This is a genomic window from Rahnella sp. AN3-3W3 (genome assembly GCF_003263545.1).
Taxonomy (GTDB): domain Bacteria; phylum Pseudomonadota; class Gammaproteobacteria; order Enterobacterales; family Enterobacteriaceae; genus Rahnella; species Rahnella variigena.
Map to the genome: position 1 here is coordinate 92,385 of NZ_JYDG01000007.1, position 25,758 is coordinate 118,142.

Below are 25,758 nucleotides of genomic sequence, written 5' to 3' on the forward strand. Positions count from 1 at the left end.
CTATCATCCTCAATAGTCCATCAATTACAAACGGTTAAGCGTGGCAATAAGTCCATCAGCATATGAGGCATTGATCACAAAATGACGGGAAAATTAAAAATCAGGCAAATTGCGGAGTTAACCGGGCTTTCTCCGAGTACTGTTTCCCGTGTGCTGGCGGGTAAAGCCAATGTCAGTCCGCAGGCAAAAGAAAAAGTATTTAACCATGCAAGAAAAATGGGTATTTTACGTGACATTCCGGCCAGCCGTTTGTTAATGAATTGCCTCCTGATCTGTGCGCCCCCGGCGGCATTCTCTCCGCACGAAGACCGTTATTATTATGAAGTGATCCAGGAAATAACCACTGAAGTAGCGCGCTTTGATATCCATGTCCGCAAATGTGCGCTGGCCGTCAATGAGCCGGATATCGCTGTTTTTATGCAGGCACTGCACCAGCCGGATGTCGACGGGATCGTCATCATCGGTATAGATGACGTGATGCTGTACCGCCTTGCCGCGGAATCCAACAAGCCGGTGGTGATGATTAATGCCAAAGACAGCGAAATGCGGCTCGATTGCGTGTCGGCAGATCATTATTCCATTGGCTACAGCGCGGCCAATTACCTGTTTCTCAGAGGACATCGCCCGGTGTTGTTGTTCACCGACCTGCGTCGTGAAACCATGATGCAACGCCTCGATGGCTTTAAACGTGCCTGCCTCGAACATCACATTGCGTTCGATGAAGCCAGCCATCTGCTGATAAATCATGGCAACGGCAAAGAACAGGCCAGGCAAACGATGGATAAATACTTGCGGGAACATAAACGGGAGATGCTGCCTTCCGCCATTATTTGCGGTGGCGATCCGATGGCACTGGCTACTGTGGAAGTGCTGACGGAACATGGCATCAGTGTGCCGGAAGACATTTCAGTGATGAGTATTGATTTTGCCCACGATGCCAAAAATACTCTGGCACAAGGTTTCACAGCCGTGCATCTGCCTTGCCGCGAACTGGGGACTGAGGCGGTTTATATTCTGCAGAGCCGTTTAATGCGGGCCACAGGTGCGAAATTCAATCTTTTGCTGCAAGGCAACATTCACACCGGCCAGACAGTGGCCGATGTGAAATGGAAGCGTAAAGGGTTGTATCCTGCGGCCAGTTAGCCGCATTGTCTGAGGGCACATTCTCAGCGTCATCGTTGGGTATCTCCTGCTAGACTTTTGAGTCTTAACCTCAAAAAAAGATGCGGAGAATGTCATGTCAGAACAGTATCAGCCACCAAAAGTCTGGACCTGGAATAAAGACGAAGTCAGCAAGTTCTCGAACATCAACCGCCCGATAGCGGGCCCGACACATGATAAAACGTTGCCGGTCGGCAAACACCCGCTTCAGCTTTATTCGCTGGGCACACCAAACGGCCAGAAAGTGACGATCCTGCTGGAGGAATTGCTGGAACAGGGTGTCAGCGGTGCGGAATACGATGCGTTTATTATCCGCATCAACGAAGGCGATCAGTTCTCCAGCGGCTTTGTTGACGTTAACCCGAACTCGAAAATCCCGGCACTGCTGGATAACTCCGCTACGCCGCCGATCCGCGTGTTTGAATCCGGCAATATCCTGCTGTATTTGGCCGAAAAATTCGGTAAGTTCCTGCCGCAAGATCTCGCCGGTCGCACCGAAACCCTGAACTGGTTGTTCTGGCTGCAAGGCTCTGCGCCTTATCTGGGCGGCGGCTTCGGACATTTCTATCATTACGCGCCGGTGAAAATCGAATACGCCATTAATCGCTTCACGATGGAAGCCAAACGTCAGTTGGATGTACTGGATCGCCAGCTGGCAGAGCACCGTTTCATCGCCGGTGAAGAATACACCATTGCCGATATCGCTATTTTCACCTGGTACGGCAGTCTGGCGCAGGGCGGCTTGTACGAATCCGCCGAATTCCTCGACATCAAATCCTACAAGCATTTCCAGCGCTGGGCCGCTGATATTGCCAGCCGTCCGGCGGTGAAACGTGGCCGTATCGTCAACCGCACCTGGGGTGATGAACAGCTGGAAGAACGCCACGATGCGTCCGATTTTGATGGCGTGCTGAAGTCGTAACGCACTGACAGCAGATAAAAATCCGCCTTCGCATAAGGCGGCATTGCTTAGAAATAAAAAAGGTTCATCGCTGTTAAGCATGAACCAATAGAAAACGGCGGTAAAAGTGGTTAGTTTTGTATTCGCCAAAACACCAACCAGCCACTCAACCGCCGTCTGCCATGAATGCTAATCTTTCTTCCCTCTTCTGGGACGGCTTCACTGTTGATTCCTGCAATCATCCTGCACCGGATGCTCTGCTTATTACTCTCCGGCCTGACAACCATTCCCACCAGTGTGGCGGCCAGTAGCAGCGTAAACACCAGCAAAGCAAATCCGATTTCCGTCATGCCTATGGCTCCAGAGTACAGCGCGGACTATAGGAGTATGACAATCCGAAAAACGCATCAGATTCGGTAAGTATAGTCAGAACTGAAAATCACCCCATTCATTGATAATGATAACCCTACGAGTGAAGGCGTAGAGACATAAGAAACCATAATCACAAAGCAACGTTTTGTATTTTTGGTACAGCAGAGATGGCAGGAAACCGCGCTGGCAACACAAACAACGCGTTTATGGTTCAAGCGAAAAATTTTCACATTCCGCAGGTACCCAAAGCATATTCAAATGATAGACAGAGAGCGTAAATGAGGTTTTAAAAATGAATATTTCCTGGGTGGGCGGGAGATGTCGCGAAGGAAAGAAAGATGGTCAATGAGTCGGTATAAACCCATAACACCTGGCGACCTTATTTGTCTTTAAAATAAAAATCGCCAGATGAAGTTAACTGGCAGAATTAAGAGTTGAGGATTTTCAACCTATATCAGGATCATTCAATTTCAGTGTTGAACACTTCAATTAGCGCATGGGATATGATATCCCAATGCCAGATAAATATAACAGACAAGAGTATTTCACTTAATATAAAATACTCCTTTCTTTTTATTAAAAAAATTGACATTTAAAACTAAGAGGAAAGGCCTCCGTCAATAATTAAACTTTGCCCTGTAATATATGTCGCAGCATCGCTTAATAAAAAATCTACAGACTGGGCAATCTCATCAGGTTTGCCCAGTCTGCGTAATGGAATTTGGGCCTGGAGTTGTTTTCGCTCTTCCCTTGACATTGCTGCAACCATATCGGTTTCAATAAGCCCCGGCAATATGCAGTTAACCCGCACATTAAAACGTGCAACTTCATTTGCCAGCGAACGTGAAATTCCCGTCATTGCTGCTTTGGTGGCACTGTAAGCAACCTGCCCGCAATTGCCTTTGATGGCTGAAACAGATGACATCAGAACAATGCTGCCACCGTGCATAAACATTGCGGGGAGTAATTGCCGGTTCCAGTAAAAAATCGCATTCAGGTTAGTGTCGATGACATTCTGCCAGTCTTCATTACTCTGATGGATGTGAAGAGCATCACGCGTAATACCTGCGTTGTGTACGATCCCGGCAGGCGCTCCTTTATCAGCCAACAGTTTAGTCGCTAATGTTGCTACTTGTTTTTCGTCGGTACCATCACATTGATAACTTTGCACTTTCCCTGGAAGACATGCACAACTTTGCTCAATCTCTTGTGCCTGCTGTTGATTTTTTTGCCAGGTAAATATCACGTTCCACGATTGGGCAAGCTGTCGTACAACTGCCGCTCCAATCCCTCGACTGCCTCCGGTTACAAGGATCCATTTGTTATCAGGCATCAGGAGAGACTCGCTGGGCATTCAATAATCCGCACATATCCATAAGGCTCATATCTGGATGATCAATAAACATTTGTGCATTCAATGTGATATCAAATTCACGTTTCGCCAGCACCATCAGCTCAACATAGTCAAGACTGTCGAGTTTTAAAGTGTTCAGGCGGGTATCCGCAGAAAGAGCAGAAGGTTCGAGATCTTTTGCGTCACACAGCATTTCACAGATGCTTTGAAAAATAGTATCAGTCATGATTCATTCTCTTATTCAAAAATAGTAGATGGCACAACAGGCCAGGTTTTTAACGTAATTGATGTTGTCAGCAGATTTTCGGGGTCCCCCCCGCCCTGACAACCCAAACGAATAATGAAGCCGTTTTCACGGTCGCCGAGCACCAGAGGGGGCTGAAAATCATAGCGAAACGCCTGACTGTATCCCGCAGCAGGAGCCAGGAAATGCCGTAATGCATCACTAAAATGCACTTCATGGTGAGTCTGAACGACAGGAAGCTGTTCGAACATCTCATGTAGGGTCATGGCCTTCATTTCTGGCAGAACATTAGCCAATGTGCTTAGCACATCAGTTGATTGCATAAGGCAGCGAAACAATAAAGCGTCTTCAAAAACCCACTGGCAGTTTTGCTCATTAAGTCCAGATGAAAATTGCTGGTACAAAGCACGATATTCCTGCCCGCTGATACACTGCATCAGTGCCATCTTTGATGAGGGACGTGCTGATACTGAGGACAACGTGGCACTAAAGCAGGGCTCATCAGTCAGGGTATTAATAAGCTGGCCGCTGACATTGCCGTTATTTGTATTGCAAGACGCCAGGATTTTGTGCGGGACATGGTATTTAACACTTTGTCGTAAACGGACGCAGAAACGGTAATGCTCACCGGTCGATACACTGGATGAAAGCATGTTATGCAAATGGTTTTTCATATCATGCATCGCGCGCATACCATGCACGGTCATTGAATCCATACCCAGGGCTTTAGCGCGTTCTGCATCAAAATGTATGGGGTTGTGATCGCCTGAAAATGCAGCCCATTTCAGCGCATCTTCCTGGCTAAAAGTCAGAAGCATGATGATTCTCTGCTGATAATGATGGCTGCATTTGCGCCGCCAAAGCCAAAACTGAGGTTAAGAGTATGTTGAATTTTGGCAGGCCGGTGTCCTTCGCTGATGTAGTCGAGATGACAGGCCGGGTCGCGGTTCGTTAAGTGGCACGTGGCCGGCATGATCTGATGTTTCAGCGCCTTCAGGCAAATGATGGCCTCGAAGCTGCCCGCTGCTGCAATCAGATGCCCACTATAGCCTTTGGTGCTCGATACCGGGATTTCTGTCCCGACAGCCATTTCGATGGCTTCGCTCTCATTGAGATCGTTGAGCTGAGTTGAGGTTCCATGAGCATTGATGTAATCAATGTCGGCAGAAGAAAGTCCGGCCTGAGCGAGTGCGGTATTAATTGTTGCCACGCGGGCAACTTTGTCTTGTGCCGGAGATGTAAAATCATAGGCATCGGAATAATTGCCATAGCCTGAGATTTCACCAAGGATGGTGGCTCCACGACTTATCGCCGCATCGCGTTCCTCAAGACACAATACCGCAGCACCTTCTGAAAGCACAAAGCCATTGCGGTCAAGGCTAAATGGACAACTTGCTTTCGTAATGTCAGCCTGTTCGCTTGTTAATGCGCTCAATATATCGATGTCCCAGACAGCAAAATCACTGAGCAGGGATTCCGCTCCGCCGGCGAGCATCATCGTCGCCCGCCCGTCACGGATAGCAGTAAATGCATCGCCAATCGCAATGGTTCCCGTGGCACATGCAGCAACAGGCGTATTCTGGTAACCCCTTAGATTCCAGAACTGGCTGGCACCCGCTGTCGCCACGTTTGGCATGGAATTAAAACAGCCAAACAAAGAAGCAATACCTGTTGCGTTGTAATCTGCATGATTGGCTAATGTTTCATCCATTCCCCCCCAACCAGTGCCTATCACGACGCCGCAATCCAGTGACGGATAAATATCCGTAGGTTGTTGATCGCCAAACGCCATTTCGACAGCTTCTTTTGCTGCAACTATCCCCAGTTGAGCAAAGCGGGGAATGCGACGGCGAATTTGCGCAGGAAGAAATTTGATGTTCAGTTCCTGCTCAACAAGGCCATAAAAGCATGACTGGATACCTGCCGATTTCCGGTCAACATAGCGATAACCAAGACGATATTCCATCACGGAGGCCCAGTTATCGGTGCTATTAAGCCCTAAAGCTGTAATTGCACCATAACCGGTAACGACAACGCGGCGGGGCCCTGTTGATTTATTTAACATTGGTCTTCCTTACCTCTGCGGGAGTTCTAAAATGGTTTCTCCACCCAGTGCCAGCCATAGCTGCATGGTGGTATTGAGATAGCCATACTGGCTATCGGAAAATGTATTCTCTGCGTTAAGCAAACTGGATTGCGCATCAAGCCAGCTATCAATTGGCACCGCTCCTGACAAGTACTGGCTTTGTGCCAGCTCCAGCCGGCGCTGATTCAGTGATTTAGACTCTGCCGCGGCCTGCCTTTTCAGTTGCCAGGTTTCACGCTGTGTCATGGCCTTATCAACATCGGAAAGCGCTGTGTACACTTTGTTTTGGAATGTAAGTGCCGCCTGCTGAGCGTCTAAATCAGCGCGTTCAACGGTAAGCTGCACGGTATTCCACTGTACAAAGGGAAGAGCCACTGAACTTCCCAGCGTCCGCGCCGGATTAGAAAACCAATCGCGGAACAAATCACTACTGGCCCCCAGTGCGGCGCTGAGAGAAATAGTGGGATAGAAGTTAAGTTTTGCAACTTCAGTCCCCGCTAACGAGGCGCGCAGTTGCATTTCGGCTGCCTGAATGTCCGGGCGGTGAGCGATGACTTCCAAAGGCTGATCGACTTCTAACGCGATTATCTGAGTGAGATCGAGCGATGTACGTTCTGCAACACGCTGAGAAGGTGAGCGGTTAAACAGAATCGCCAGGCTATTGCGCACTTCTTGCCGTTGTTGTTGCTGGTCACGCAAACTCGTTTGCAGATCAATAACCTGTTGATGTGCCTGCAGCAGATCTAGCTGGCTGACGCTTCCTGCGTTAAAGCGTGATAACACTGCTGCTTCTGATCGCTTCGCAAGCAGAACACTGTTTTGTGTATTGCGAATTTGTTGGTTCAAATTAGCTATTTGCCAGTAAAACTGCGCGGTGTTGCCGATAAGCAGGAGTGCCGTATTTTGACGATCCATCTCTGATGCACGCACCAACCATTCCGATTGCTCACGGCTTTTGGCCAGTTTGCCCCACAGGTCAATTTCATAGCTGAGTTCAACGGAAGCGCTGTAACTTTCCTGAGAATCGGTCATTTTGCGCGTATTTTTGCTGTTACTGGCATTGCCGGAAACACTGACATCGGGCGTGAGGTTGGTACGCGTTAAGCCGGCATCAAGACGCGCCTGATGCAGACGTATCCCGGCGGCTGCCAGATCGTTGTTGCTTACCAGCACCTGCTCAATAGCCTGTGATAGCAGCGGATCATTAAAGGTCTTCCACCAGTGGGGCGAGCGTTGCAACCATGATTGTCCGGTATTTTTTGCCCCCTCGTTACTCACTAATGAAAGGGAAGGACGTTGATAGCTGTCTTGGGTAAAAGAATGACAGCCAGCCAAAAGCACGACGCTTAACAGGAAAGTGAGTTTTTTCATTCGCGTGATAACGCCTCTGTCGGGCTCAAACGTGCAGCATTCCTGGCCGGGAAGAAACCAAATCCCAGACCAATCAGGACAGAGAAACAGCATGAGAGAATGAAAGGTTTAATCGTCAGTATCATGACAAATTGCTGGGTAATTAACGGGAAAATAAGATTCGCCATCAGTGTAAAAACAATCCCCAATGCACAGCCAAGCAGACAAATGACGACCGACTCCATAAGGAACTGCCGCAAGATGTCGCTTTCCCTTGCACCGACAGCAATGCGGATACCGATCTCGTGGGTGCGTTCACTAATAGAAACCAGCATGATATTCATTACGCCAACGCCACCAACAACCAGTGAAATACCAGCGATACAGGCAATCAACAGCGTCAGAGAGTCTGAGGTTTTTTGTAACGTTTCCATCATCATGTTATCGGTGTGAACATAGCTGTCCCGACGCCCATGCGCATTGAGCAATAATTGTTCAATGACAGGTTTAATATTTTCCGTTTTCATCTCTTCTTTGATTTTAATATCAATCGAGTTGATGGCCTCCCTTGGACCGGTGATGCGTTCACGTAATGAGGACCATGGCATCCAGATATTCTGGCTGCCAAATAAAGTTCCTTTGGCTTTGATGACACCGACAATGACAAAAGGGACGCCGGAAATCTGTATGACTTCCCCACTGGGATCGGCCAGGTTTGGGTATAACGTCTTCGCCATTTCATTATCAATCAGTAAAACAGGGTGACGATTTTCAATATCATTCCGGTTAAGTAACCTTCCACTAAGGAGGTTCAAACCGAGGATAGAAAAGTAATCCTGATTAACACCAGAAATGGTGGCTTGAAATTGCTGAGTACCCACAACAGCCTGGCCGTTGAAGGTGTAAACAGGAGAAAGTTGTTTCACAAACGGTTGCTGTCCAATCAATTCAATATCTTGGGCAGTAAGAGAATCCTTCATATCCAGCCGCGGGCTATCCCAGCCAAGGCCAGGGCGTACGGAAAGGGTGCTTGATCCCAACTGGCTGATATCTTGTATTATTTTCTGTTTTGCTCCCTCCCCCACTGCCATGGAGATAACTACGGAGGCGACACCTATTATCATGCCAAGCATGGATAATAATGTGCGGATACGATGACTGTTGAGTGCCTGCCAGGCTATTGAAACGACATCAAAAAAATTCTGTATAATGCCTGCCCTGCGTGCAGGTACCACCGCGGGGAACGATTTATGTATAGTCGCAACTTTTCTGCTGAGATTTATCTCATCTGAAACGATTTTCCCTTCGCTGATTTTTATTATGCGGTCTGCCTGCACAGCAATCTCAGGATCGTGGGTGACCAGGATGATGGTATGACCCGCCTGATGCAGGCCATGCAAAATGTCCATGACTTCTTTGCCACTTTGAACATCCAGTGCGCCCGTCGACTCATCGGCCAGGATAATCTGTGCACCATTCATTAATGCACGCGCAATACTGACCCGCTGCTGCTGACCGCCAGAAAGCTGATGTGGACGGTGGGTCATTCTCTCACCCAGGCCAAGACGCTCAAGTAATTGGCGCGCGCGAGTTAATTGGTCGGCCACGCCCAGAGCAGTGTAACGAGAAGGCATCGCCACATTGTCCTGCGCGTTGAGATACGGCAGCAAATGATATCGCTGAAAAATAAAACCTATGTAATGGCTGCGTAGGGCTGAAAGGGTGTCGCTTGCGGCGGTCTGAATATCCACCCCCGCAATGCTGATCTGGCCGGAACTCGGCTTATCGAGGCAACCAATGATATTCATCAGGGTTGTTTTTCCAGACCCTGATGGCCCCATAATGGAAACCATTTCGCCGGCATTGATCTGTAGCGACACATTGTCCAGCACCGTCATGTTCCTTTCGCCAGACTGAAAAGACCGCGAAAGGTGTTCAATATGAATCAGCGATTCATTCATTTCTGCGCTCCTTTATCAGAGGCAGAAAAGGGAATAACACGATCACCAGCCTTTAATCCGGATACCACCTGTACAAACTGATTATCGCGAATGCCGATTTCAATCTGACGCATTTCAGGCTGGCCATTGACCATGACCTGCACCCAAAATTGTTTGCCATTCACTTGCTGACCCAGAGCAGCCAGAGGCATGCGCAGGACATTTTTGGCTTCACTGACCACGATAAAAACCTGAGCGGTCATGGATGTTTTCAGCAGTCGTTGCTGATTATTGACGTTGAAAGTGCCGTTATAATAGACAGCACCTGAAGACTGCTGGCTCAAAGCGCTCTCATCTTCTGACTTTAATGCTTCATCAGGCGCATTCTGGATCACACCCAATACACTATCAAAACGATGCTGTGGACTGGCCACCACGTAAAACCACAGGCGCTGACCGGTCTTCACTTTTAGAATGTCTGTTTCTGAAATGCGGGTTTGAACACGCATCGTGCTCATATCGGCGATAACCATCAGGGTTGGCGCGCTTTGGGATGAGACGATAGTCTGCCCTTCCTGAGTCACGATACCCAGCACCTCACCATCGATCGGCGCAAGAATGCGGGTATAGCTCACGTTCACTCTGGCAGTTTCAACGGCCATTTCGGCCTGAACAATACGCGCCTCATCAACATGAAGCTGTTCCTGCTGTGAGTTATAATCAGCTTCTGCTTGCTCCACTTCGCCGAGTACTGCGGAACCTTCTTTAGCCATTTTTTTCTGACGTACCAAGGCGAGCTTGTACCGTTTTAAAAGTACTTTCGCCGAGCGTAACTGGGCTTTGGCACTTTGTAACTCCGCTTCAGATTTACGCAGTTCGCTTGCCTGGAGCATGGGATCTATTTCTGCGAGCAAATCGCCTTTTTTAACCTTATCCCCCTGCTGGACATAAAGTTTTCTTAATTGCCCGTTAACCTGAGCGCCTACGTTAACCTGACGCACAGGTTTGACCGTACCGGTCGTCATTACCGTGCTCAAAATGTCACCGGAATCGACAACCATACTTATAGCCGGATTTTCAGGATGAGTCCGGTTAAGGGTAATAACGACTGTTACAGACACCATTAAGGCTGCAAGCAAAAACCAGTGAAATTTAATCTTTCGAAGAGATTTCATGCCGATAATCGTCCGCTCTGATGTTTTGCTAATTCGACTGATAACAGGCGCCCTGATTCCAGGCGCATGACGGAGTCGAACATGCTCAGGACATTTTCGTTATGTGTGACAACTACCAGTGTTTTACTGTGGGCGCGGCAGTGCTGAACTACGCTTGCAATAACTTGTTGGGAGGTTGCTTCATCGAGGTTCGCTGTGGGTTCATCGAGTAACAGTATCGGGCGTTTGCTATACATCGCTCTTGCCAGTAACTGAATAGACCCTAGTTTCCTAGACGGTTCCGTGCCTCATGAACCAGGCACTTTCATAAACTGCAGGTGGGCTAAGTCCGTCAACATCCCGTTTTAAAAAACCCACGCGGTACTAAATTGCCCATCTTTTTATCACATCCCCCGGATTAAAAGTCTTTGGTGAAGGGGAGTGGAAGGTGAAAAAACGATCAGAAAAAACACCGCGTTCGGCGGAAACTTTACCTGGCGGGTGGACGCCGGTGCTCATGAGGTTATCTACGCTGACCTGACCCTGAATAATGTGACTACGCAGAGGCATTGCCGGGACTTATTCGTTAGAGCCATCGGAAAGTAAGGTCGCTTCTGCCGATGACGCTTATCCCTGCGCGAGCTCGGGCGGGTTAATGGCCGGTGGGGTATGCGGACAGAAATCAGGCGATGGTGAGGCTATGACAATGATCATTCCCTTAAACAAAATGACGCGTGGAGGGATGCCCAAAAATGTGCAAATTTCCTGAGATAATAATTTATATGGGACTGTTTTTATCTAAACACGATTTATTCAAAATAAGCCCATCACAGCATGTCGAATGTTAATTTAGACAGGGTGGAAAACAACTGTTTCTTTATCTTTCCGCAACGACTGAGCATGTTTCAAATTAGTATCACTCCCTTAGAATCTCTTTATCCTCCCCCTATGCAAGCAGCGTTTATTGGTTATTTTATGTGAGTTTCATTAAACCTTAAAACTCAAAGACAGAGGATGAGGATTTAATATTACCCACCCTAACAATAACCAAAAATATAACATTACTGAAACCTGTTTATAACGATCAATAACGGAAATATTGATAGCCGGTGACTATCAAAAGAATTTTAATGATCGTTTGTGACGATCAATCTCTTGACTTCGCTCGCTACTTAACCTAAATTCGCATCAATGCTGAACGAACCAGCTTCTTTTAAGCTGATTTACGAGCAGTCAAAGACCTAACTTAAAAAATAAAGCGAATATTGATTACTTAAAACACCAGGGGATTTCTAATTCTTTTTCATAATAAAAAGTATGCGCGTGGAGGGAGTTGTGCGGACAATATACTTAAGCAAACCATAACGCTCATGAAACGTTTTTTGAAAGTAATGATGAAATAAAGTATTTTATTTTTCGTTTAGGCTTTATTGACAAATCTATAGTGACAACATTCCATTTTTGATGAATTCGAACATCCCGAAGGCAATTCTGTGCACCGCCTTTAAGGCGGCACGTTAATTTTTTGGGAATTAACGAAAAGGACAAACAATGAAAAGAATTTCACTCTTCTTTACGGCGGCTACATCCGCTGTTATTAGCTGCGCAGCGTTAGCCGCAGACGGCACTATCAATTTTACGGGAAGCATTATCGATACTGCCTGCACCATTGATGCCGCCTCTGCAAATCAGACGGTCAAGCTGGGTACGGTTGCCGCCAGCTCGTTTTCGTCTGCGGGGGCCACCGCCGGCGCCGCACGTTTTTCTATAAACCTGACGGGTTGCCCCGCAGCGGTCAAAACCGCCAGTGTCCGTTTTGACGGGCCCGTGCCCAGCGGTAACAGTTCGGTTCTCAGTCTTAGCTCTGGGCAGACAGCCACCAATTTAGCCGTGGGGCTGTACCAGGTCGACAGCACAACCCTCATCCCCATTGGCAGCTCAACGCCGTCTGTGCCACTCACGACTTCGGGCACCAACACCCTTGTCTTCATTGCCAAATATTACGCACTTTCCACACCCGTTGGGGCCGGAACCGCTAACGCTAACGCAACCTTTACCGTGGCTTATAACTAATCTGTTGGGCTTTTTGCTTGTCATTTAAAAGGATTTATATGTGGCGTTTATCAGTAGGACTGAGCTTACTTCTTCTTTCCTGTTCGGGTATTGCGGGGGTGGAAATAGGCGGAAATCGCGTGATTTATGATGCAGGTGCGAAACAGGCGGTCATCAGCGTCAGTAACCCTGATGACCGCCCCTATCTTATTCAGTCCTGGGTGGATAAAAGTCCGGAGGCGGGAGACGGCGATGAGACGTTTATCACAACGCCCCCGTTATTCCGTCTGGAGCCTCATTCACAGAATTCGGTCAGGATCGTTTATACCGGTAAATCACTTCCGTCAGACCACGAATCTATGATGTGGCTGAGCATCAAGTCCGTGCCGTCAACAGAGCGTGACGACGCTAATCGGCTTTTCATCACTGTCAAAACCGTGATGAAGCTTTTTTACCGTCCCCGGGGGCTGAAAGGTGACCCGGCCACGGCCTATGAGAAGCTCAACTTTTCCCGCCGCGGTGAGCAAATTTACGTTTCAAACCCAACGCCCTATTACATCTCACTGTATGAGCTCGTCATTGGTGGTTTTCACGTAAAGACGCCGCCCACACTGCCGCCCTATAAAGAACAGACAGTTGCTGTCCCTAAGGGACTGGCAAACACGGTGTCCTGGCGGGCGATCAATGACTTTGGCGGAGTGACGGACGTCCGCAATGCGAAGCTCTGAGTAAAGCTGGGATTCAAATGTGGAAATTCATTTTTACCAAACTGCCGCCGGGTAAGCTCATCGCAGCCATCTGCCTGGCTCTTTATGCTCTGCCCACACACGGGGAAGACTATTTTGATCCGGACTCAATTGAAAAGCGAAAAGGTGACACTGCCGTTGATCTCTCGGCCCTTGAGCGAACCGGCGGTCAGGTTGAAGGGAAGTATCTCGTCGAGATTTACCTTAATGGCACCTATATTGCTGAAAAAGAGATCAACTTTAGGCGCAAACATGACGCTATTGTTCCCGACATCACTAAGGATGAGCTCGTTGGCTGGGGCGTACGTGAAAATGCAACGTCTGCCTTTATGCACCTTGCTGGCAACCAGTTTTCCAGCCCCCCTGATACCTACCTGCCCAGCAGCCGGTTCAGCTATGATTTTGGCCAGCAGCGCCTTGATATCAGCATGCCTCAGGAATATGTCAAACAGTCCGTTCAGGGGGCGGTTTCACCTGATGAGTGGGATGATGGCATGACCGCCGCCTTCTTTAACTATGCCTATTCTGGTGCAAGTAACCGGAGCGATTACAGACCAGGCACCGAGCAGAATAATTATTTGAACCTTCGCAGCGGCATAAATCTGGGGGCCTGGCGTATGAGGAATTACTCGACCTGGTCGAATTCGCAGGCCTCTGCCCGGTGGAGCAGCGTTAATACCTATGTTCAGCGGGATATTAAACGCCTCAGGGCACAGGTCATCGCGGGTGAGAGTTACACGCCCTCTGACGTATTTGACAGTGTTGCTTTCAGGGGCGTGCAGTTGCTTTCTGACGACAACATGCAGCCGGAAAGTCTCAGGGGGTTTGCACCGGTCGTGCGTGGCGTTGCTCAAAGCAATGCGCGCGTCACCATTCGTCAGGATGGGAACATTATATATCAGGCCTACGTACCGCCGGGGCCCTTTGCCATTTCTGACCTTTATCCCACCTCTTCGAGTGGAGACCTCAACGTATCAGTGCGTGAGGCAGACGGTACCGTCCGTCAGTTCAGTCAGGCATTCTCCGCCGTGCCAATCATGCTGCGTGAAGGCCGTGCCAGGTATTCTCTGACGGCGGGAAAGTACCGCACCACCGCAGCTGGCAATGACGGCGCGCGCAAGCCTGCTTTTCTGCAGGCCACGGGCATATACGGACTGCCCTATTCCACAACGCTTTACGGTGGAACCCTCACCTCGCAAGATTACCTTGCGGGAAGCGTGGGGTTAGGGAAAGGACTGGGGGGATTGGGCGTCTGTCTCGATTGATGCCACCTGGGCGAGGGCGCGGCTGGATAAACTTGACCGACGTGGGGCTTCATTACGCTTTCAGTACTCGAAGGACTTTACTGAAAGCGGGACCACATTCACGCTCGCAGGATACCGCTATTCGACATCCGGGTATCTGGACTTCAACGAAGCTAACGGTTTTTACGACTCGCGCCCTCAGAATCAATCAGACGAAGGGCTGACAGAGTCCGAACTGGAGGCTGAACAGCGTGCATATGCGACGTGGCGCTACCAGCACAACAAGCGCAGCCGTGCGCAGCTCAACGTCAACCAGACGATGGGCAACTACGGCAGCCTCTATCTCTCTGCCTACCAGCAACAGTACTGGGGTGTCAGCGGAAGAGAAAGCAACCTCGCGGCTGGCTATAACATCAGCCGCAACAGTATCAACTATTCGCTGAACTACTCATGGGCAGAGTCCCCTTATTACAGCCAGACTGACAGGGTGATATCGGTGGCCGTTCAGATACCCCTTGACCGTTTTCTGCCTAAAAGCATGCTTAACCTGTCGGCAAATCAGGCCAGTCGTGGTCAAACCGTGTCTTCCGCGGGGATATCGGGCAGTGCGCTGGCCGATAATACGCTCAGCTATAGCGTTCAGCAGGGGTACGGCAGTGATGGCAACGGAACGTCAGGGAGTGCCTCGGCAGATTACAAGGCCAGATTTGGTGAATATACGGCGGGCTATAACTATGCCCAGTCTTCACGGCAGCTCAACTATGGGGCGATGGGCGGAGTGGTGGTTCATCCCTATGGCGTAACCTTCTCTCAGCCACTGGGGGATACCCTTGCTCTGGTCAGAGCGGACAGGGCGTCCGGGGTGAAGGTAGAAAACAATACCGGCATATATACGGACGGGGGCGGCTACGCCGTGGTGCCTTATCTGACGCCCTATCAGAGAAATTCGGTGAGGCTCAATACCGCTTCGCTGGGCGATCGCGTGGACGTTGTCACGGATACGCGCTTCGTAACCCCGGGACAGGGGGCGCTCGTGCTGGCGGATTTTCCGACCCGGTACGGGCAGAAAGTTATGCTGACGCTGGCGTCTTCCCTTTCAATTCCATTGGGTGCGTCAGCAGAAGTTGTCAACGGCCATCAGACCTCGTCGGGGATGGTTGATGACAGGCATCAGGTTTATCTGAGCGGCGTGCCCGAGAAGGGAACCGTGCGCGTCACATGGCGGGGCGGAAGCTGTAACGCGAAGTACGCGACCGATGCGCAACGAACGGATGTGCAGCTTATCCATTCGCGCTGCCAGTAAGAGGATTGAGGGGATGAAAAAAAGACTTTTGGTCGGCATAGGTGGCGTTCTTTTCTGGATGATATCGCATCAGGTTCAGGCTTTTAATTGTAAGGTATTGGCCGCCGCGCCTTTGAACCCCCCAGACCTGATAGTGCAAAGGGACCTGCCGGTAGGCTCTCCTATAGGTAGTGAAGTGGTCTCCGGGGTGATGCCGGTTTTCAGCTGCACGAATGAGGCTCCTGCACTGACTAAACAGGAATTTGGGGTAAAGGCAGGGGTTTATTATGTAAAGATGCTGGGTGGGAGACGCATTTACAGTAGCGGTGTTGCGGGCATAGGTTACGCCGTGGGCGCCACCTCGGTGAGTAACTGCAACGCTACCGGATATGTTGATGGAAGTAATACCGGTGATACTAACTTAAATAACCGTATTCTCTGCGTAACCAATGGATTGCTCCCTAATCAGCCAGTGACCGCAAAAGCATATATCCAGTTTTACAAAACGGCGCAAACGACGGGAAGCGGAAACATCGATTTAGGAAATGTAGTTTCGTTCATACTCCGCAACCAGGGAATCGATTGGACCGCAGAATCATATGTTAACGTCGCATCATTCAATGTCAAAAGTGTGGCATGCAGTGTGAAAAATACCGCGATAGCCGTCCCAATGGGAGCGATAGTAAAAGGGGCATTCAAAGGCCCGGGCACCTGGCCCGACGATGCAAACACGCGTTCTTTCGGCATTGATTTAGCCTGCGATGCGGGAACAAAAATCAATTTTCAGATTGACGGCAGCGCACAGGATGCATCACGAGGAATACTTAACCTGACGGGCGGAAACGGCAGCGCTACTGGCGTAGGTATACAGCTTCTGTATAAGGATGCACCGTTGGTACTTTCATCCGTTATAAATAATGGCGTAGTGTCGGGGAGTGGAAATTATTCCATCCCGATAAAGGCTCGTTACTATCAAACGGCGAGCAACATCACCTCGGGAACAGCAAACGCCAGCGCCACGTTTACACTGACTTATCAGTGATAGCATTAGTTAACAATATTTTGATGATGTGACCAGGCCAGGTTTCGCCAAGAAAAAATTTCAAAGTTTAATCAGCCGCTCTACAAAATAGAATTGATAACGAAGATGTCTATGTGAAAACTATTTTCTGACCATGCGTCAAAGGATTGCCTATGCGTTGCAGATTGGTATTATCACTTTTTCTTATATTTGTTTTTTTGGAATTCTATCAAGAAAACCCCGGCGAGAGTAAAAGCAGAGCTCATAAAGTCATGAGTGCTGAATGCGTTATAAACGCATCAGTGGAAAATAAAAAAACCAGTGATGATGTATTTTCTCGATTAAAAAACGCGTTCAACCCGTTCCCTTATCCATGCGACAGCATGACTGGCGTATTAAAAAGCATTGGTCATCATTTATTTAAAAAAATAAAAAAAATCTTCAAATGAGACCGACACATTTAGGACTAACGACTTAACCCTAACTAACCTTGCATTTTCGGCATATACAAAAGGATGCACTTACACCTATGGCCCAGCACGAATAACTTCTCATCAAACAATATTCGCCTTGCAAATACGTCTAAATTTCAGGATAACTACTTTAAACAGGGATGCTATGCTTATATCTAATGCAATTGCTATTGAAAAAGTAAAACCAGAGATAATGCTCTGCGGGGTAGACAAATTTTTCCTCACCGGGGTTGAAATAATACTGGAAAGCTTTAATTTTTGGACTTCTGCAACGAGTGAAAGGTTGTCTGTTCATTATTTTAATGATGCAACACTTGTTGATTTGTTGATAAGTATGAAGCAAGTCAACGCTTCACACAGAAATGTCATTTTCTGCGGGGCGAAAACGCTTTCCTACCTGAGCGGGATGTATTTTAAAACTAACACACTTATTCTCCCACAAAACATATCTGCAGATAAGTTGAAAGAGGAACTACTTTTTTGGTGGTACAGGTATAATGTTGGGATCTATTCTGTTATTTGTCCAGAATCTACTGATGTCTTAACGCCAACAGAATGGAGGATAATAAGGTTGTTTTGTGCTGGATTACAAACTGAGGATATTTCTAACATAGAAGAAATAAAACTTAAAACAGTAAGCTCACATAAAAGAAATGCCATGCAAAAAATTTGCGCTAAGACAAACCAAGAGCTTTTTGTTAAAGTTAAGTTGCTAACAATTTTAAAGGTATTTCAATAAATTTTTGCCAACACCAGTAACTCATGTTCTGCCTTACCCTTCACCGTATTCAAAAGAAAAAAAGGTAAGACAGAACTAATTTTTGACTTAATGATTTATCTGGATGTGCATTATTTATGACTGAATTGAATTTCGATTGGCAAACGAAGACCTGGAAAATTACTAATGAATTTTGAAGTAAATATGTTTCAATTAGATGAAGAAAACTTTCCCTAACCTGGTTCTTTCACACCACCTCTGTTTATAATCCCAAGCTGGATTATATAATCCAATTGAAAAATGCATTTTTTTATTTTTTTCTTTGCATAGATTTTGTGCATGCGTTATGTTCAACCACATGAGAATACTACCAGGACTCAGATGAGCAAAGTCAGGGTCTACCCCACCATTCGGGACATCAAAGTAGATCCAGTTCTGGCATTCAGCTTTCATAATCAGGTCATATGCACATGGTGATGTCCCGTTAACAAAAAGAACATGGCCATAAATCATATGGTTAAAGCGAGTAATAATATCCACAAGCACTTGCTTTTCATAACATTTTACATTGTTCTCGAATCTTTTGTTGAATAAGTAAATATATATATCTGCTAGTTCATCAGGGGTAAAATCACTAGCATTTTTAACTGATCCACCATGACTTATAAATTTATTAAATTCATTTCTTCTGGTTTTTTGTGTTTTTTTTGTAAAATTATCTTTTGCTAAACAAACTTCATTTTTGCTTATCTTGGAGAAAGATATATTGTATATACTTTTTCTATTTATCGGTGACAACCGATTAGATTTTGCGGGGATGATGAATTTCTCATCTTCATTTAGAGGGAGAATAATTTCATCATAGGTTATAGGGTATTTCCTCCAAACATCCACCCCAATTTTCCCTTTTTCGTTTTTAAAATAGGCCCCCTCAATTTTATCATTTTTAGAGTAATGATAAAATTTTATTTTACAGCCCCCTTCCTTTATAAGGTATTCAATAATATCCGGATGATTATTAACCCCCCCTCCAAACTTTTCGTAAGTCAATTTATAAATATCAAAAGTGGATTCTTTCCATCCAAATATTTTGGATATTACACTCATCATAATAGACAACTCCATTTGTATGCTCTTTTAAAAAAAGATTATTGCTATATAAAATTTAGTGTTGAATCTTAAAACATAAATTTCTTTGCATAAAAAAATGCAAAGTCACTCAATAAGCTTGAGTGTTTTCTGATTTAAATAAGGATTTCTTCATAAAACTTTCTATAGCTGATTATCATGCTATTCATAATTAATGAATAGTAAAAAACAAAACCTATCTTTCTGTCGGGGTATTTTTCATTTCAAATGGGTGAAAATTACACAACAAATTATTATCAAGAAAATTTATCTCACTGTCAAATAATCTTCAAACTTAAAAATGGGTATTACATTCAAGCCTTACCACTTTGACTTAGATATGACGACTATTTATTAAATCAAGAGTGAAGATTAATTTTAATGCTGACGAATAAACAGGTAGCGCAACATGGATAGTATCCCCTTTAATTATAAGAAATTAGGCGTAGTTATTCAGCCTTATGTATTACGCTAGTTCAATTTAGCATTACTGATTCATTCCCCACATAATACACTCATTTAGGTAAACGATTCCTAACAGACATGAAAAATTGAACGCTCAATGTAGCAACAGAACTTCCGCCCCCCCATAACCTGGCAAGCCATACCCACTAAGCGGATGATTAGAAGAGGTGAGCTGCTCCCATTAAACTAACATAGCACGATGTAAGCAATGTCTGCTTCTGGCACAAAGCGGACCGCCATACCTGCTTAAGTTACTGGCTTAGCGTAGGATATTTTCCGTTTTCTAAGCGGCCCCCGAAAAGGCCAAAGATCAGATCACTGGAACCGGCTGTATCTGTCATTATCTCAGTCGGGTTTAGCTCCGGTTTGCTGCTCCAGTAGCCCTTCCAGCACGAAAATGGAATCCCTTAGCGTGCCTGGAACGACAACCCCATGAAATCCGGAGTACTGATCTGAAATGAAGTTGTACCAGGTGATCCCTCACTGGAGCCAAAATATTTTCGGTTGGGGCCTGCATGTACCGTTCGTACCGGGGCAATAAACCGTATTCCATCAGCAGAGGCCACCTCAACACCGCCCCATTTCTAAGCCAGAGGTAGAGTAGACAGGGAATCAACCAGTCTGGCGTTTGCTTTTACCAGCGTTTCTGCCCTGAGATAATTTTGTTTGGTCCAGCTCAGACGATAACGGGTCAGCGCCGGAATATTGGGTCGAATAAAGGGCTCCATGCCAATATTACAGGCTTCAGCCAGCAATACCGCGCAGATACTGACGGTCAGGTCATCCATATGCGCGCCCTCCTCGCTTGCATGGGTAAATTCATCTGCAAATCCTGTTGCGCGTTAATCTCAAGAAGAAGTTCTGTCAGATCGACAACTGGCAGCAGGTCAGATATACGTTTCGAGAGTAACTTCAGCGTCGGCGACTCATCCAGTCCGTTCAGATGAGCAATGGTCAGCTTCGTGCGTTTACCGGTGAAATCCAGTGAAACAGCCTGATTATCGGCAAAATTTTTAGCGACCTGTCGATACACAGTGTCCAACTGCCGGGTCAGTGCATTAACGGCCTCTCCGGCATTGAGGGGATGCCCAAGGGGGCGATATACCTGCACTCTGTTTTTGTGCCAGCCCTGCCCCTGGAGAAGTTTAGCCCGCGGATCTCCCCACCACGCCGGAATTGACAAGCGGTCGAAGCACCATGACGGCCACGCCAAACAGAACCGTTCCAAGGGCTGCAACACAAAGCGACCCATTGGCATAGCCGATACCGGCCAGGCTGGCCGATAGGGCTATCCCAATGTACATCAGGCTCATGCCTAGAGCGATCTGAGCTCTGCGTCGTGCGGTAGCCAGTCTGGCGATGTGGTATTGCAGGGCGGGAGAACCCACTCCCCCCGCAAGCACCCATAACGGCAATGCAATTAGCAAGGACCATGGCAGTGCGCTTGCTACTGAAAATACCATTACATTCATGACCAAGCATATAATTAGGGCGATGCGCATGACGCGCCGCCCATCGCCGAGGCATGAAATCATCACGGGCATCATGAAATTGCCCGCCATACTGAGGACTCCGAGCAAGACGTACCTCAATCCGATGGTGCCTGTTCCGTACCCGGCAACATCGCGCAAGCGCTCACCGATTAGCGTAAAATACCGATGCCACCGCCAAGCCCAAAACCCATTGCGATCAGAGCACCCAAGGTCCCCGGTACAAGCAAGGGGGCTTAGGCTTCGTGACAACGACTACCGAATGCGATTGTGGTTTGATCACGAATGTCAGCGCCGCAAAAGGCACAGCTGCAAGGCCAAGCGCGATAAAGGCCACCGGCCAGGAGAACAGCGCGGTCAGTAGCGCCCCCAAACCAGGACTCATGATCATGCCAAACGTCAAACCGGCCGAAACGAAGGCTATGCTACGCACCGCGTTGGTGCCCCCTGCATCGCTGGCGATCGCAAAAGCAACCGGCAGCATCCCTGCACTCGCCGCGCCGGTCAGCACGCGAGAGAGCAGCGCCATCTCAAACGTCGCAGCGAGACCAGTCCCATCGAGGCTGCGGCGACGATAATTGACGCCGGGATGAGAATCCTCATTCTTCCATACCGATCCGACAACACACCGAAAAAGAATACACAAGCTGCATTGGCCAAGCTGTAGGCCGTGACAAAGAACGTCACGCTTTCCGGCCTCACGGATAAGTCGTTGCCGACTGGTGTGAGGATGGGCCCGAGCAGTAGTTCATCGGCACCGACGAGGAACGCGATGAAGAACAGCGTGACATTTTGGGTCCAAATCACTGTAGCTGCTCAATAAGTCGTGGTGATGGTCTTATCGTTGCGCAGAAACCAATACCATCATGGGACGCTCCACCTCTTCGGCCAGCGCCGGGTTTGCTTTGATTTGTTCCGCAGTTGGCCCCCATTCATTGACATAGCGAATAGCAAAACCAGAAGCCATCATCGCGTTCAATGTGGTGCCCAAGGTCCGATGGTATTTTACCACCCCGTCAGCCAGCCAGTTGCTGACGCGCTTACCTTCATTTTGATAGTTGTTGACCGCCCACGACCGCTGACCTTCATCATCGGTAAGCCAGCCCTGACGTACCGGGCAGGTGTAGATTGGGTGCTCGGTCGTGAAGACAAACCAGCCGCCGGGTTGCAGCGCCTGATAGATGGTGGCAAATACCGGAGCGAGGCCGGGCAGGTAATGCAGAGCCAACTGGCTGTATACCAAATCGGTTGCCTGGCTCGGCAGTGCGAGCTGTTCAAGATCACCGCGTTGATAGCTGATGCCGTTGTCATCGGTGAGCTCCCGTGCCCGTGCTAGCATTTTTTCAGACAAGTCGACACCAAGTACCTCGGCGGCTCCTGCCTCTCGCGCACTGCGGCAAAACCAACCGTACCCACAGCCGAGATCGATGACCCGTTTTCCGGACAGATCCGGGAGCATGGCCTGAATAGACGCCCACTCCGGGGCGGCCTCCAAACCGAACTGAGAGCGTGGCAGTTGGGCATAACCGTCGAAAAAAGCCTGATTGTCGTAAATGTTTTGAGACATATTGAACTCCGAAAGTAATTTAGATCGCCTCAAAAATGAGACAAAAAAAAGCGAGCAAGGGAAAGCCCTGCTCGCTCTATGAAGCTGCCTGAAGGCAGCTTCAACGAAAAGGGCCTTGGATGAGTTATCATCCAAGGCCCTGATTAATCGCCACACACATAGCCAGCTATCTTTACAGACGAGGCATACGAGCATCGTGGCGATGAATGTAAGGAGGCTAAAGCTCCTGATCAGGCTCTGAACAACGCTTCATCGCAAGCAATTGTCAGAGCTACCCCGGGTAACGAGCTGATCTGAATCGTACGTATTTTGCATACCAAGCCAATCAAATAGGTGAGTATGCGCAATTTCTAATGCTTTTAGCGAAAAAAGTCAATTGGCGTTTTCTGTAATGTCGTGCGAGATTCTGTGGCTGCGCCAATGCTGACCAGCTCACTCTCCGTTTATCGTTATGGACTAGCCCGATAGGCGCTAAGAAACACAAGCTTAGCGTACGTTTCCGTACGGTTGGGCTTCAGACCCCATCAATGGGCCTTTGAGCATCGCGTGGAGTTGCGACTTATCCAGCCCGGCAAGCCGATACAGAACGGGTTTATTGAGAGTTTTAACGTACGCTTTCGCTATGAATGCATGAATGAACCCTGGTTCAGTGACGTCAGTCATGCCAGGAAAACCATCAGTGAATGACGTCAGGATTATAATGAGTGCCGCCCGCACCCCGCGCTGAACTATCAGACGCCGTTTGAATATTCCGCGGCCTGAAGAAAGGGTAATTCTTATAGTGAAGGATCCGACATTACTAAGTGAGCGTTGTATCTAATCCTGGGGGCAGGTCAGATCAAAGATAATGTTTTTGGCTTAGATGGAAACTTCAATCGATAAGGTTTGTAAGACATCTTTCATTATAATTTCTGAAATTAAATAGACTATAATGATTCACGCTGCGGGCTATAGTGTACTGCGAAATTGCTTTCAATGTTATTGTCCTGGATTATATTTTTTGTAATCGGCACGTTTTATAAGGGCTAATCTAGAATATTTCGCAAGAGCATAATGGTTAGAAGGTACATGCGCATATCCATCCATCTAACCATTATTAATTATTTGATGACTTTTGCTGAAGATTCAAATAAAGACGCAACTTCTAAAACATCCATGGAGTTATTTTTCACAAAATACATCATTCTATAAATAAATAAATCATAAGGAAGTGGTTTACTTATAAAAATAATATCCTCATTGAAATTTTGGCTTTTTACAAACTCTTGGGTTGTAAATGTAAACCCCAAACCTTCATTAATCCATGGAATAGCATCAATTATTTCCATGGGATTTTCCTTTATCAAAAATCCATCATTTAATAGTCTTTTTTTTAATTGTATGAACTTTATGTGCTCAATAGTAGATAGCGTTTGAAGCAAGAATTCATTTTTGAAAAGATTTTTTATATTTTTATGTTTGTCTAAAAGATTCTTATGAACGAGAACCCCAACTCTTTCTTTTCCTAAGGGAATTTTTTCTATACTATCACCGTTTAATTCAATATCAGAAGGTGAAATTACTATATCTGAAAAGCCATTTTTCATTTCATGCTTAATACTTTGGACTACCTCGCATGTACAAGACAACATAACTCTTGGATGACTTGTCATGTACGATCTAAGCTTTTCTTGGATGACAGGGTAGTACATACCGTCACTTTTTATTCTTACTACTTTGTTTATTTTATTAGATTTTATTGTTAAAAGTATTTTTTCAAGTGCCTCAACATGTGGACTAATCTCATCGTAAAAATATTTACCAATGTTAGTTAGGGTCATTCCATTTTTGGTTTTGCTTAGAAGTGACTTGCCTATTATTTGTTCTAACTCACTAATGCCCTGACTAATGGCTGAAGGCGTTATATTTATTTCTTCAGCCGCTTTAGTAATTGAGCCATACTTTACTGCTGCAAGAAATTGGTTCGTCTTTTTATTGATCAACATTTTATCCTCGCGATTTTCAATTAATACATTTCTTATTTAGGCCCCGGTAATAAAGTCTATATAAATATTATTAATAAAATTACAAAAAATAGTTTTTCAATAAAGACTACATTTTTCTAGTAAATTAAAAGAACTAATTAATACTAGCATATATATTTTTGAAAATGAAAAAAATTATTAAAGACAAATAGTAATTTTCTTAAAACACCCATCAAATCAATTAATGTTATATTAGAACCTCACTCACCATAAGATTATTCTTAAAACAATAAAACTCCCCGTACATATTGTAAGAACAAAACGAAGAGCGATTATTTTAAATTTTGTTGAGTTGGATGAAGGTAGTATTTTTCTATTATTGATCATAATCAATTTAGGAATTAAAAAAATCACCCTAAGACTAGGGTGCATATCAATTTATCGAGTTACTCATTTTATACCTAGTTTTTAATGTTATAACTTTCACAATCTGTAAGTATCCCGCTTAACCGAACCATTCACTTTTAGAGATCTTCCGACATACTGATTATGTCACCTGTGGAGATCGCTATGCGTAAGATCCGATTCACCGAGCACCAGATCATCGCCGTTCTGAAGTCTGTCGAAGCCGGGCGCACCGTCAAAGATGTGTGCCGCGAAGCCGCTATTTCCGAAGCCAGCTACTACAACTGGAAGGCGAAATATGGCGGTATGGAAGCCGCTGATATTAAAAAGAGCAAAGATCTTGAAGACAAGAATCGTCGTCTGAAGCAGATGTTTGCCAATCTGAGTCTGGAATGCCGGGCGCTGAAAGACGTCATCGAAAAAAAATCTTTAAAATCTGCAATGAAACGTGAGCTCGTCGACTATCTGACCACGCAGTTTACGATGAGCATACGCCAGGCATGCAGGACGTTATCGCTGAACAGGACGGTGTTTAGTTATAAACCGGATATGCGACGTGATGAACCGGTGATCCAGAGGCTGACAGAGGCAGCTGAACGCTATCCCCGCTACGGTTTTAAGAAGCTTTTTCAGGTGCTTCG

The 25,758-nt window shown here is 46.8% G+C and carries 22 protein-coding genes and 4 pseudogenes; 11 read left to right on the forward strand and 15 right to left on the reverse strand.

Translation table 11 applies throughout. From position 1 onward, the window contains the following. Positions 1–81 precede the first annotated feature (81 nt). Together UC15_RS03735 and yghU are read left to right on the forward strand one after the other, a co-directional pair. On the forward strand, positions 82–1,143 hold the full coding sequence (locus UC15_RS03735; RefSeq protein ID WP_112287192.1) for a LacI family DNA-binding transcriptional regulator: 1,062 nt from the start codon (positions 82–84) through the stop codon (positions 1,141–1,143). A gap of 94 nt (positions 1,144–1,237) precedes the next feature. After that, positions 1,238–2,083 carry a glutathione-dependent disulfide-bond oxidoreductase gene (gene yghU, locus UC15_RS03740; RefSeq protein WP_112287193.1) on the forward strand — a complete coding sequence of 282 codons (846 nt, stop codon included), beginning with the start codon at positions 1,238–1,240 and terminating at the stop codon, positions 2,081–2,083. A gap of 110 nt (positions 2,084–2,193) precedes the next feature. Here yghU and UC15_RS03745 read toward each other — a convergent pair whose 3' ends face one another. From UC15_RS03745 to UC15_RS25875, 9 genes and pseudogenes are all read right to left on the reverse strand, one after another. Beyond that, the gene (locus tag UC15_RS03745; protein ID WP_112287194.1) at positions 2,194–2,412 is read right to left on the reverse strand and encodes a hypothetical protein; all 219 of its coding nucleotides are present in this window, start codon (positions 2,410–2,412) and stop codon (positions 2,194–2,196) included. Between the two features lie 620 nt (positions 2,413–3,032). Further along, on the reverse strand, positions 3,033–3,767 hold the full coding sequence (locus UC15_RS03750; protein ID WP_112287195.1) for an SDR family NAD(P)-dependent oxidoreductase: 735 nt from the start codon (positions 3,765–3,767) through the stop codon (positions 3,033–3,035). Beyond that, the gene (locus UC15_RS03755) at positions 3,760–4,014 is read right to left on the reverse strand and encodes an acyl carrier protein (protein WP_112287196.1); all 255 of its coding nucleotides are present in this window, start codon (positions 4,012–4,014) and stop codon (positions 3,760–3,762) included. Before UC15_RS03755 ends, UC15_RS03750 begins: the two co-directional genes overlap by 8 nt. Before the next feature lie 11 nt (positions 4,015–4,025). After that, positions 4,026–4,850 carry a MaoC/PaaZ C-terminal domain-containing protein gene (locus UC15_RS03760; RefSeq protein WP_112287197.1) on the reverse strand — a complete coding sequence of 275 codons (825 nt, stop codon included), beginning with the start codon at positions 4,848–4,850 and terminating at the stop codon, positions 4,026–4,028. Further along, positions 4,841–6,097: a beta-ketoacyl-[acyl-carrier-protein] synthase family protein gene (locus tag UC15_RS03765; protein ID WP_112287198.1), complete on the reverse strand. Its 1,257-nt coding sequence runs from the start codon at positions 6,095–6,097 to the stop codon at positions 4,841–4,843. Before UC15_RS03765 ends, UC15_RS03760 begins: the two co-directional genes overlap by 10 nt. Positions 6,098–6,106: 9 nt before the next feature. Continuing rightward, positions 6,107–7,498 (reverse strand): TolC family protein, encoded by a 1,392-nt coding sequence (locus tag UC15_RS03770; protein WP_198659656.1) that lies wholly within the window; start codon positions 7,496–7,498, stop codon positions 6,107–6,109. Next, on the reverse strand, positions 7,486–9,429 hold the full coding sequence (locus tag UC15_RS03775) for an ABC transporter permease (RefSeq protein ID WP_112287200.1): 1,944 nt from the start codon (positions 9,427–9,429) through the stop codon (positions 7,486–7,488). Before UC15_RS03775 ends, UC15_RS03770 begins: the two co-directional genes overlap by 13 nt. Beyond that, positions 9,426–10,583, reverse strand: a complete 1,158-nt coding sequence (locus UC15_RS03780; RefSeq protein ID WP_112287201.1) for an efflux RND transporter periplasmic adaptor subunit — start codon at positions 10,581–10,583, stop codon at positions 9,426–9,428. The genes UC15_RS03775 and UC15_RS03780 overlap by 4 nt, the downstream gene beginning before the upstream one ends. Next, positions 10,580–10,834: pseudogene (locus tag UC15_RS25875) on the reverse strand (ABC transporter ATP-binding protein); the annotation flags it as partial. The gene UC15_RS03780 and the pseudogene UC15_RS25875, both read right to left, overlap by 4 nt. Before the next feature lie 116 nt (positions 10,835–10,950). Between UC15_RS25875 and UC15_RS26230 the strand changes: the two are divergent. From UC15_RS26230 to UC15_RS03815, 7 genes and pseudogenes are all read left to right on the forward strand, one after another. Further along, a pseudogene (locus UC15_RS26230) lies at positions 10,951–11,149 on the forward strand (IS5/IS1182 family transposase); the annotation flags it as partial. Between the two features lie 964 nt (positions 11,150–12,113). Then, positions 12,114–12,635, forward strand: a complete 522-nt coding sequence (locus UC15_RS03790) for a fimbrial protein (RefSeq protein ID WP_112287203.1) — start codon at positions 12,114–12,116, stop codon at positions 12,633–12,635. 38 nt (positions 12,636–12,673) lie between these two features. Continuing rightward, on the forward strand, positions 12,674–13,342 hold the full coding sequence (locus tag UC15_RS03795; protein ID WP_112287204.1) for a molecular chaperone: 669 nt from the start codon (positions 12,674–12,676) through the stop codon (positions 13,340–13,342). A 17-nt stretch (positions 13,343–13,359) separates the two neighbouring features. After that, on the forward strand, positions 13,360–14,625 hold the full coding sequence (locus tag UC15_RS26145; protein WP_255563904.1) for a fimbria/pilus outer membrane usher protein: 1,266 nt from the start codon (positions 13,360–13,362) through the stop codon (positions 14,623–14,625). A 22-nt stretch (positions 14,626–14,647) separates the two neighbouring features. After that, positions 14,648–15,907, forward strand: coding sequence for a fimbria/pilus outer membrane usher protein (locus tag UC15_RS26150; RefSeq protein ID WP_255563905.1), 1,260 nt, complete (start codon positions 14,648–14,650; stop codon positions 15,905–15,907). A gap of 13 nt (positions 15,908–15,920) precedes the next feature. Then, entirely contained in the window at positions 15,921–16,928 is a 1,008-nt protein-coding gene (locus UC15_RS03805; protein ID WP_232829805.1) for a fimbrial protein, read from the forward strand. Between the two features lie 597 nt (positions 16,929–17,525). Continuing rightward, positions 17,526–18,119: a LuxR C-terminal-related transcriptional regulator gene (locus UC15_RS03815; protein WP_112287207.1), complete on the forward strand. Its 594-nt coding sequence runs from the start codon at positions 17,526–17,528 to the stop codon at positions 18,117–18,119. Positions 18,120–18,311: 192 nt separating this feature from the next. Here UC15_RS03815 and UC15_RS03820 read toward each other — a convergent pair whose 3' ends face one another. From UC15_RS03820 to UC15_RS03835, 5 genes and pseudogenes are all read right to left on the reverse strand, one after another. Next, positions 18,312–19,208 (reverse strand): hypothetical protein, encoded by an 897-nt coding sequence (locus tag UC15_RS03820; RefSeq protein WP_157960960.1) that lies wholly within the window; start codon positions 19,206–19,208, stop codon positions 18,312–18,314. Between the two features lie 779 nt (positions 19,209–19,987). Continuing rightward, positions 19,988–20,856: pseudogene (locus tag UC15_RS03825) on the reverse strand (Tn3 family transposase); the annotation flags it as partial. A 524-nt stretch (positions 20,857–21,380) separates the two neighbouring features. Then, on the reverse strand, positions 21,381–21,710 hold the full coding sequence (locus tag UC15_RS26155) for an MFS transporter (RefSeq protein ID WP_198659652.1): 330 nt from the start codon (positions 21,708–21,710) through the stop codon (positions 21,381–21,383). Beyond that, a complete protein-coding gene (locus UC15_RS26235; RefSeq protein WP_198659653.1) occupies positions 21,686–21,988 on the reverse strand; it encodes an MFS transporter in 303 nt (100 codons plus the stop codon). The genes UC15_RS26155 and UC15_RS26235 overlap by 25 nt, the downstream gene beginning before the upstream one ends. Positions 21,989–22,019: 31 nt before the next feature. Next, entirely contained in the window at positions 22,020–22,748 is a 729-nt protein-coding gene (locus UC15_RS03835; protein ID WP_112287209.1) for a bifunctional 2-polyprenyl-6-hydroxyphenol methylase/3-demethylubiquinol 3-O-methyltransferase UbiG, read from the reverse strand. Between the two features lie 525 nt (positions 22,749–23,273). Here UC15_RS03835 and UC15_RS03840 point away from each other — a divergent pair. Beyond that, positions 23,274–23,510 (forward strand): annotated as a pseudogene (locus UC15_RS03840) (transposase); the annotation flags it as partial. A 338-nt stretch (positions 23,511–23,848) separates the two neighbouring features. Here UC15_RS03840 and UC15_RS03845 read toward each other — a convergent pair. Beyond that, positions 23,849–24,733 carry a LysR family transcriptional regulator gene (locus tag UC15_RS03845; protein ID WP_112287210.1) on the reverse strand — a complete coding sequence of 295 codons (885 nt, stop codon included), beginning with the start codon at positions 24,731–24,733 and terminating at the stop codon, positions 23,849–23,851. Between the two features lie 549 nt (positions 24,734–25,282). Between UC15_RS03845 and UC15_RS03850 the strand changes: the two genes are divergently transcribed. Further along, a partial coding sequence (locus tag UC15_RS03850; RefSeq protein WP_157960961.1) for a transposase occupies positions 25,283–25,758 on the forward strand: 476 nt, incomplete at its 3' end.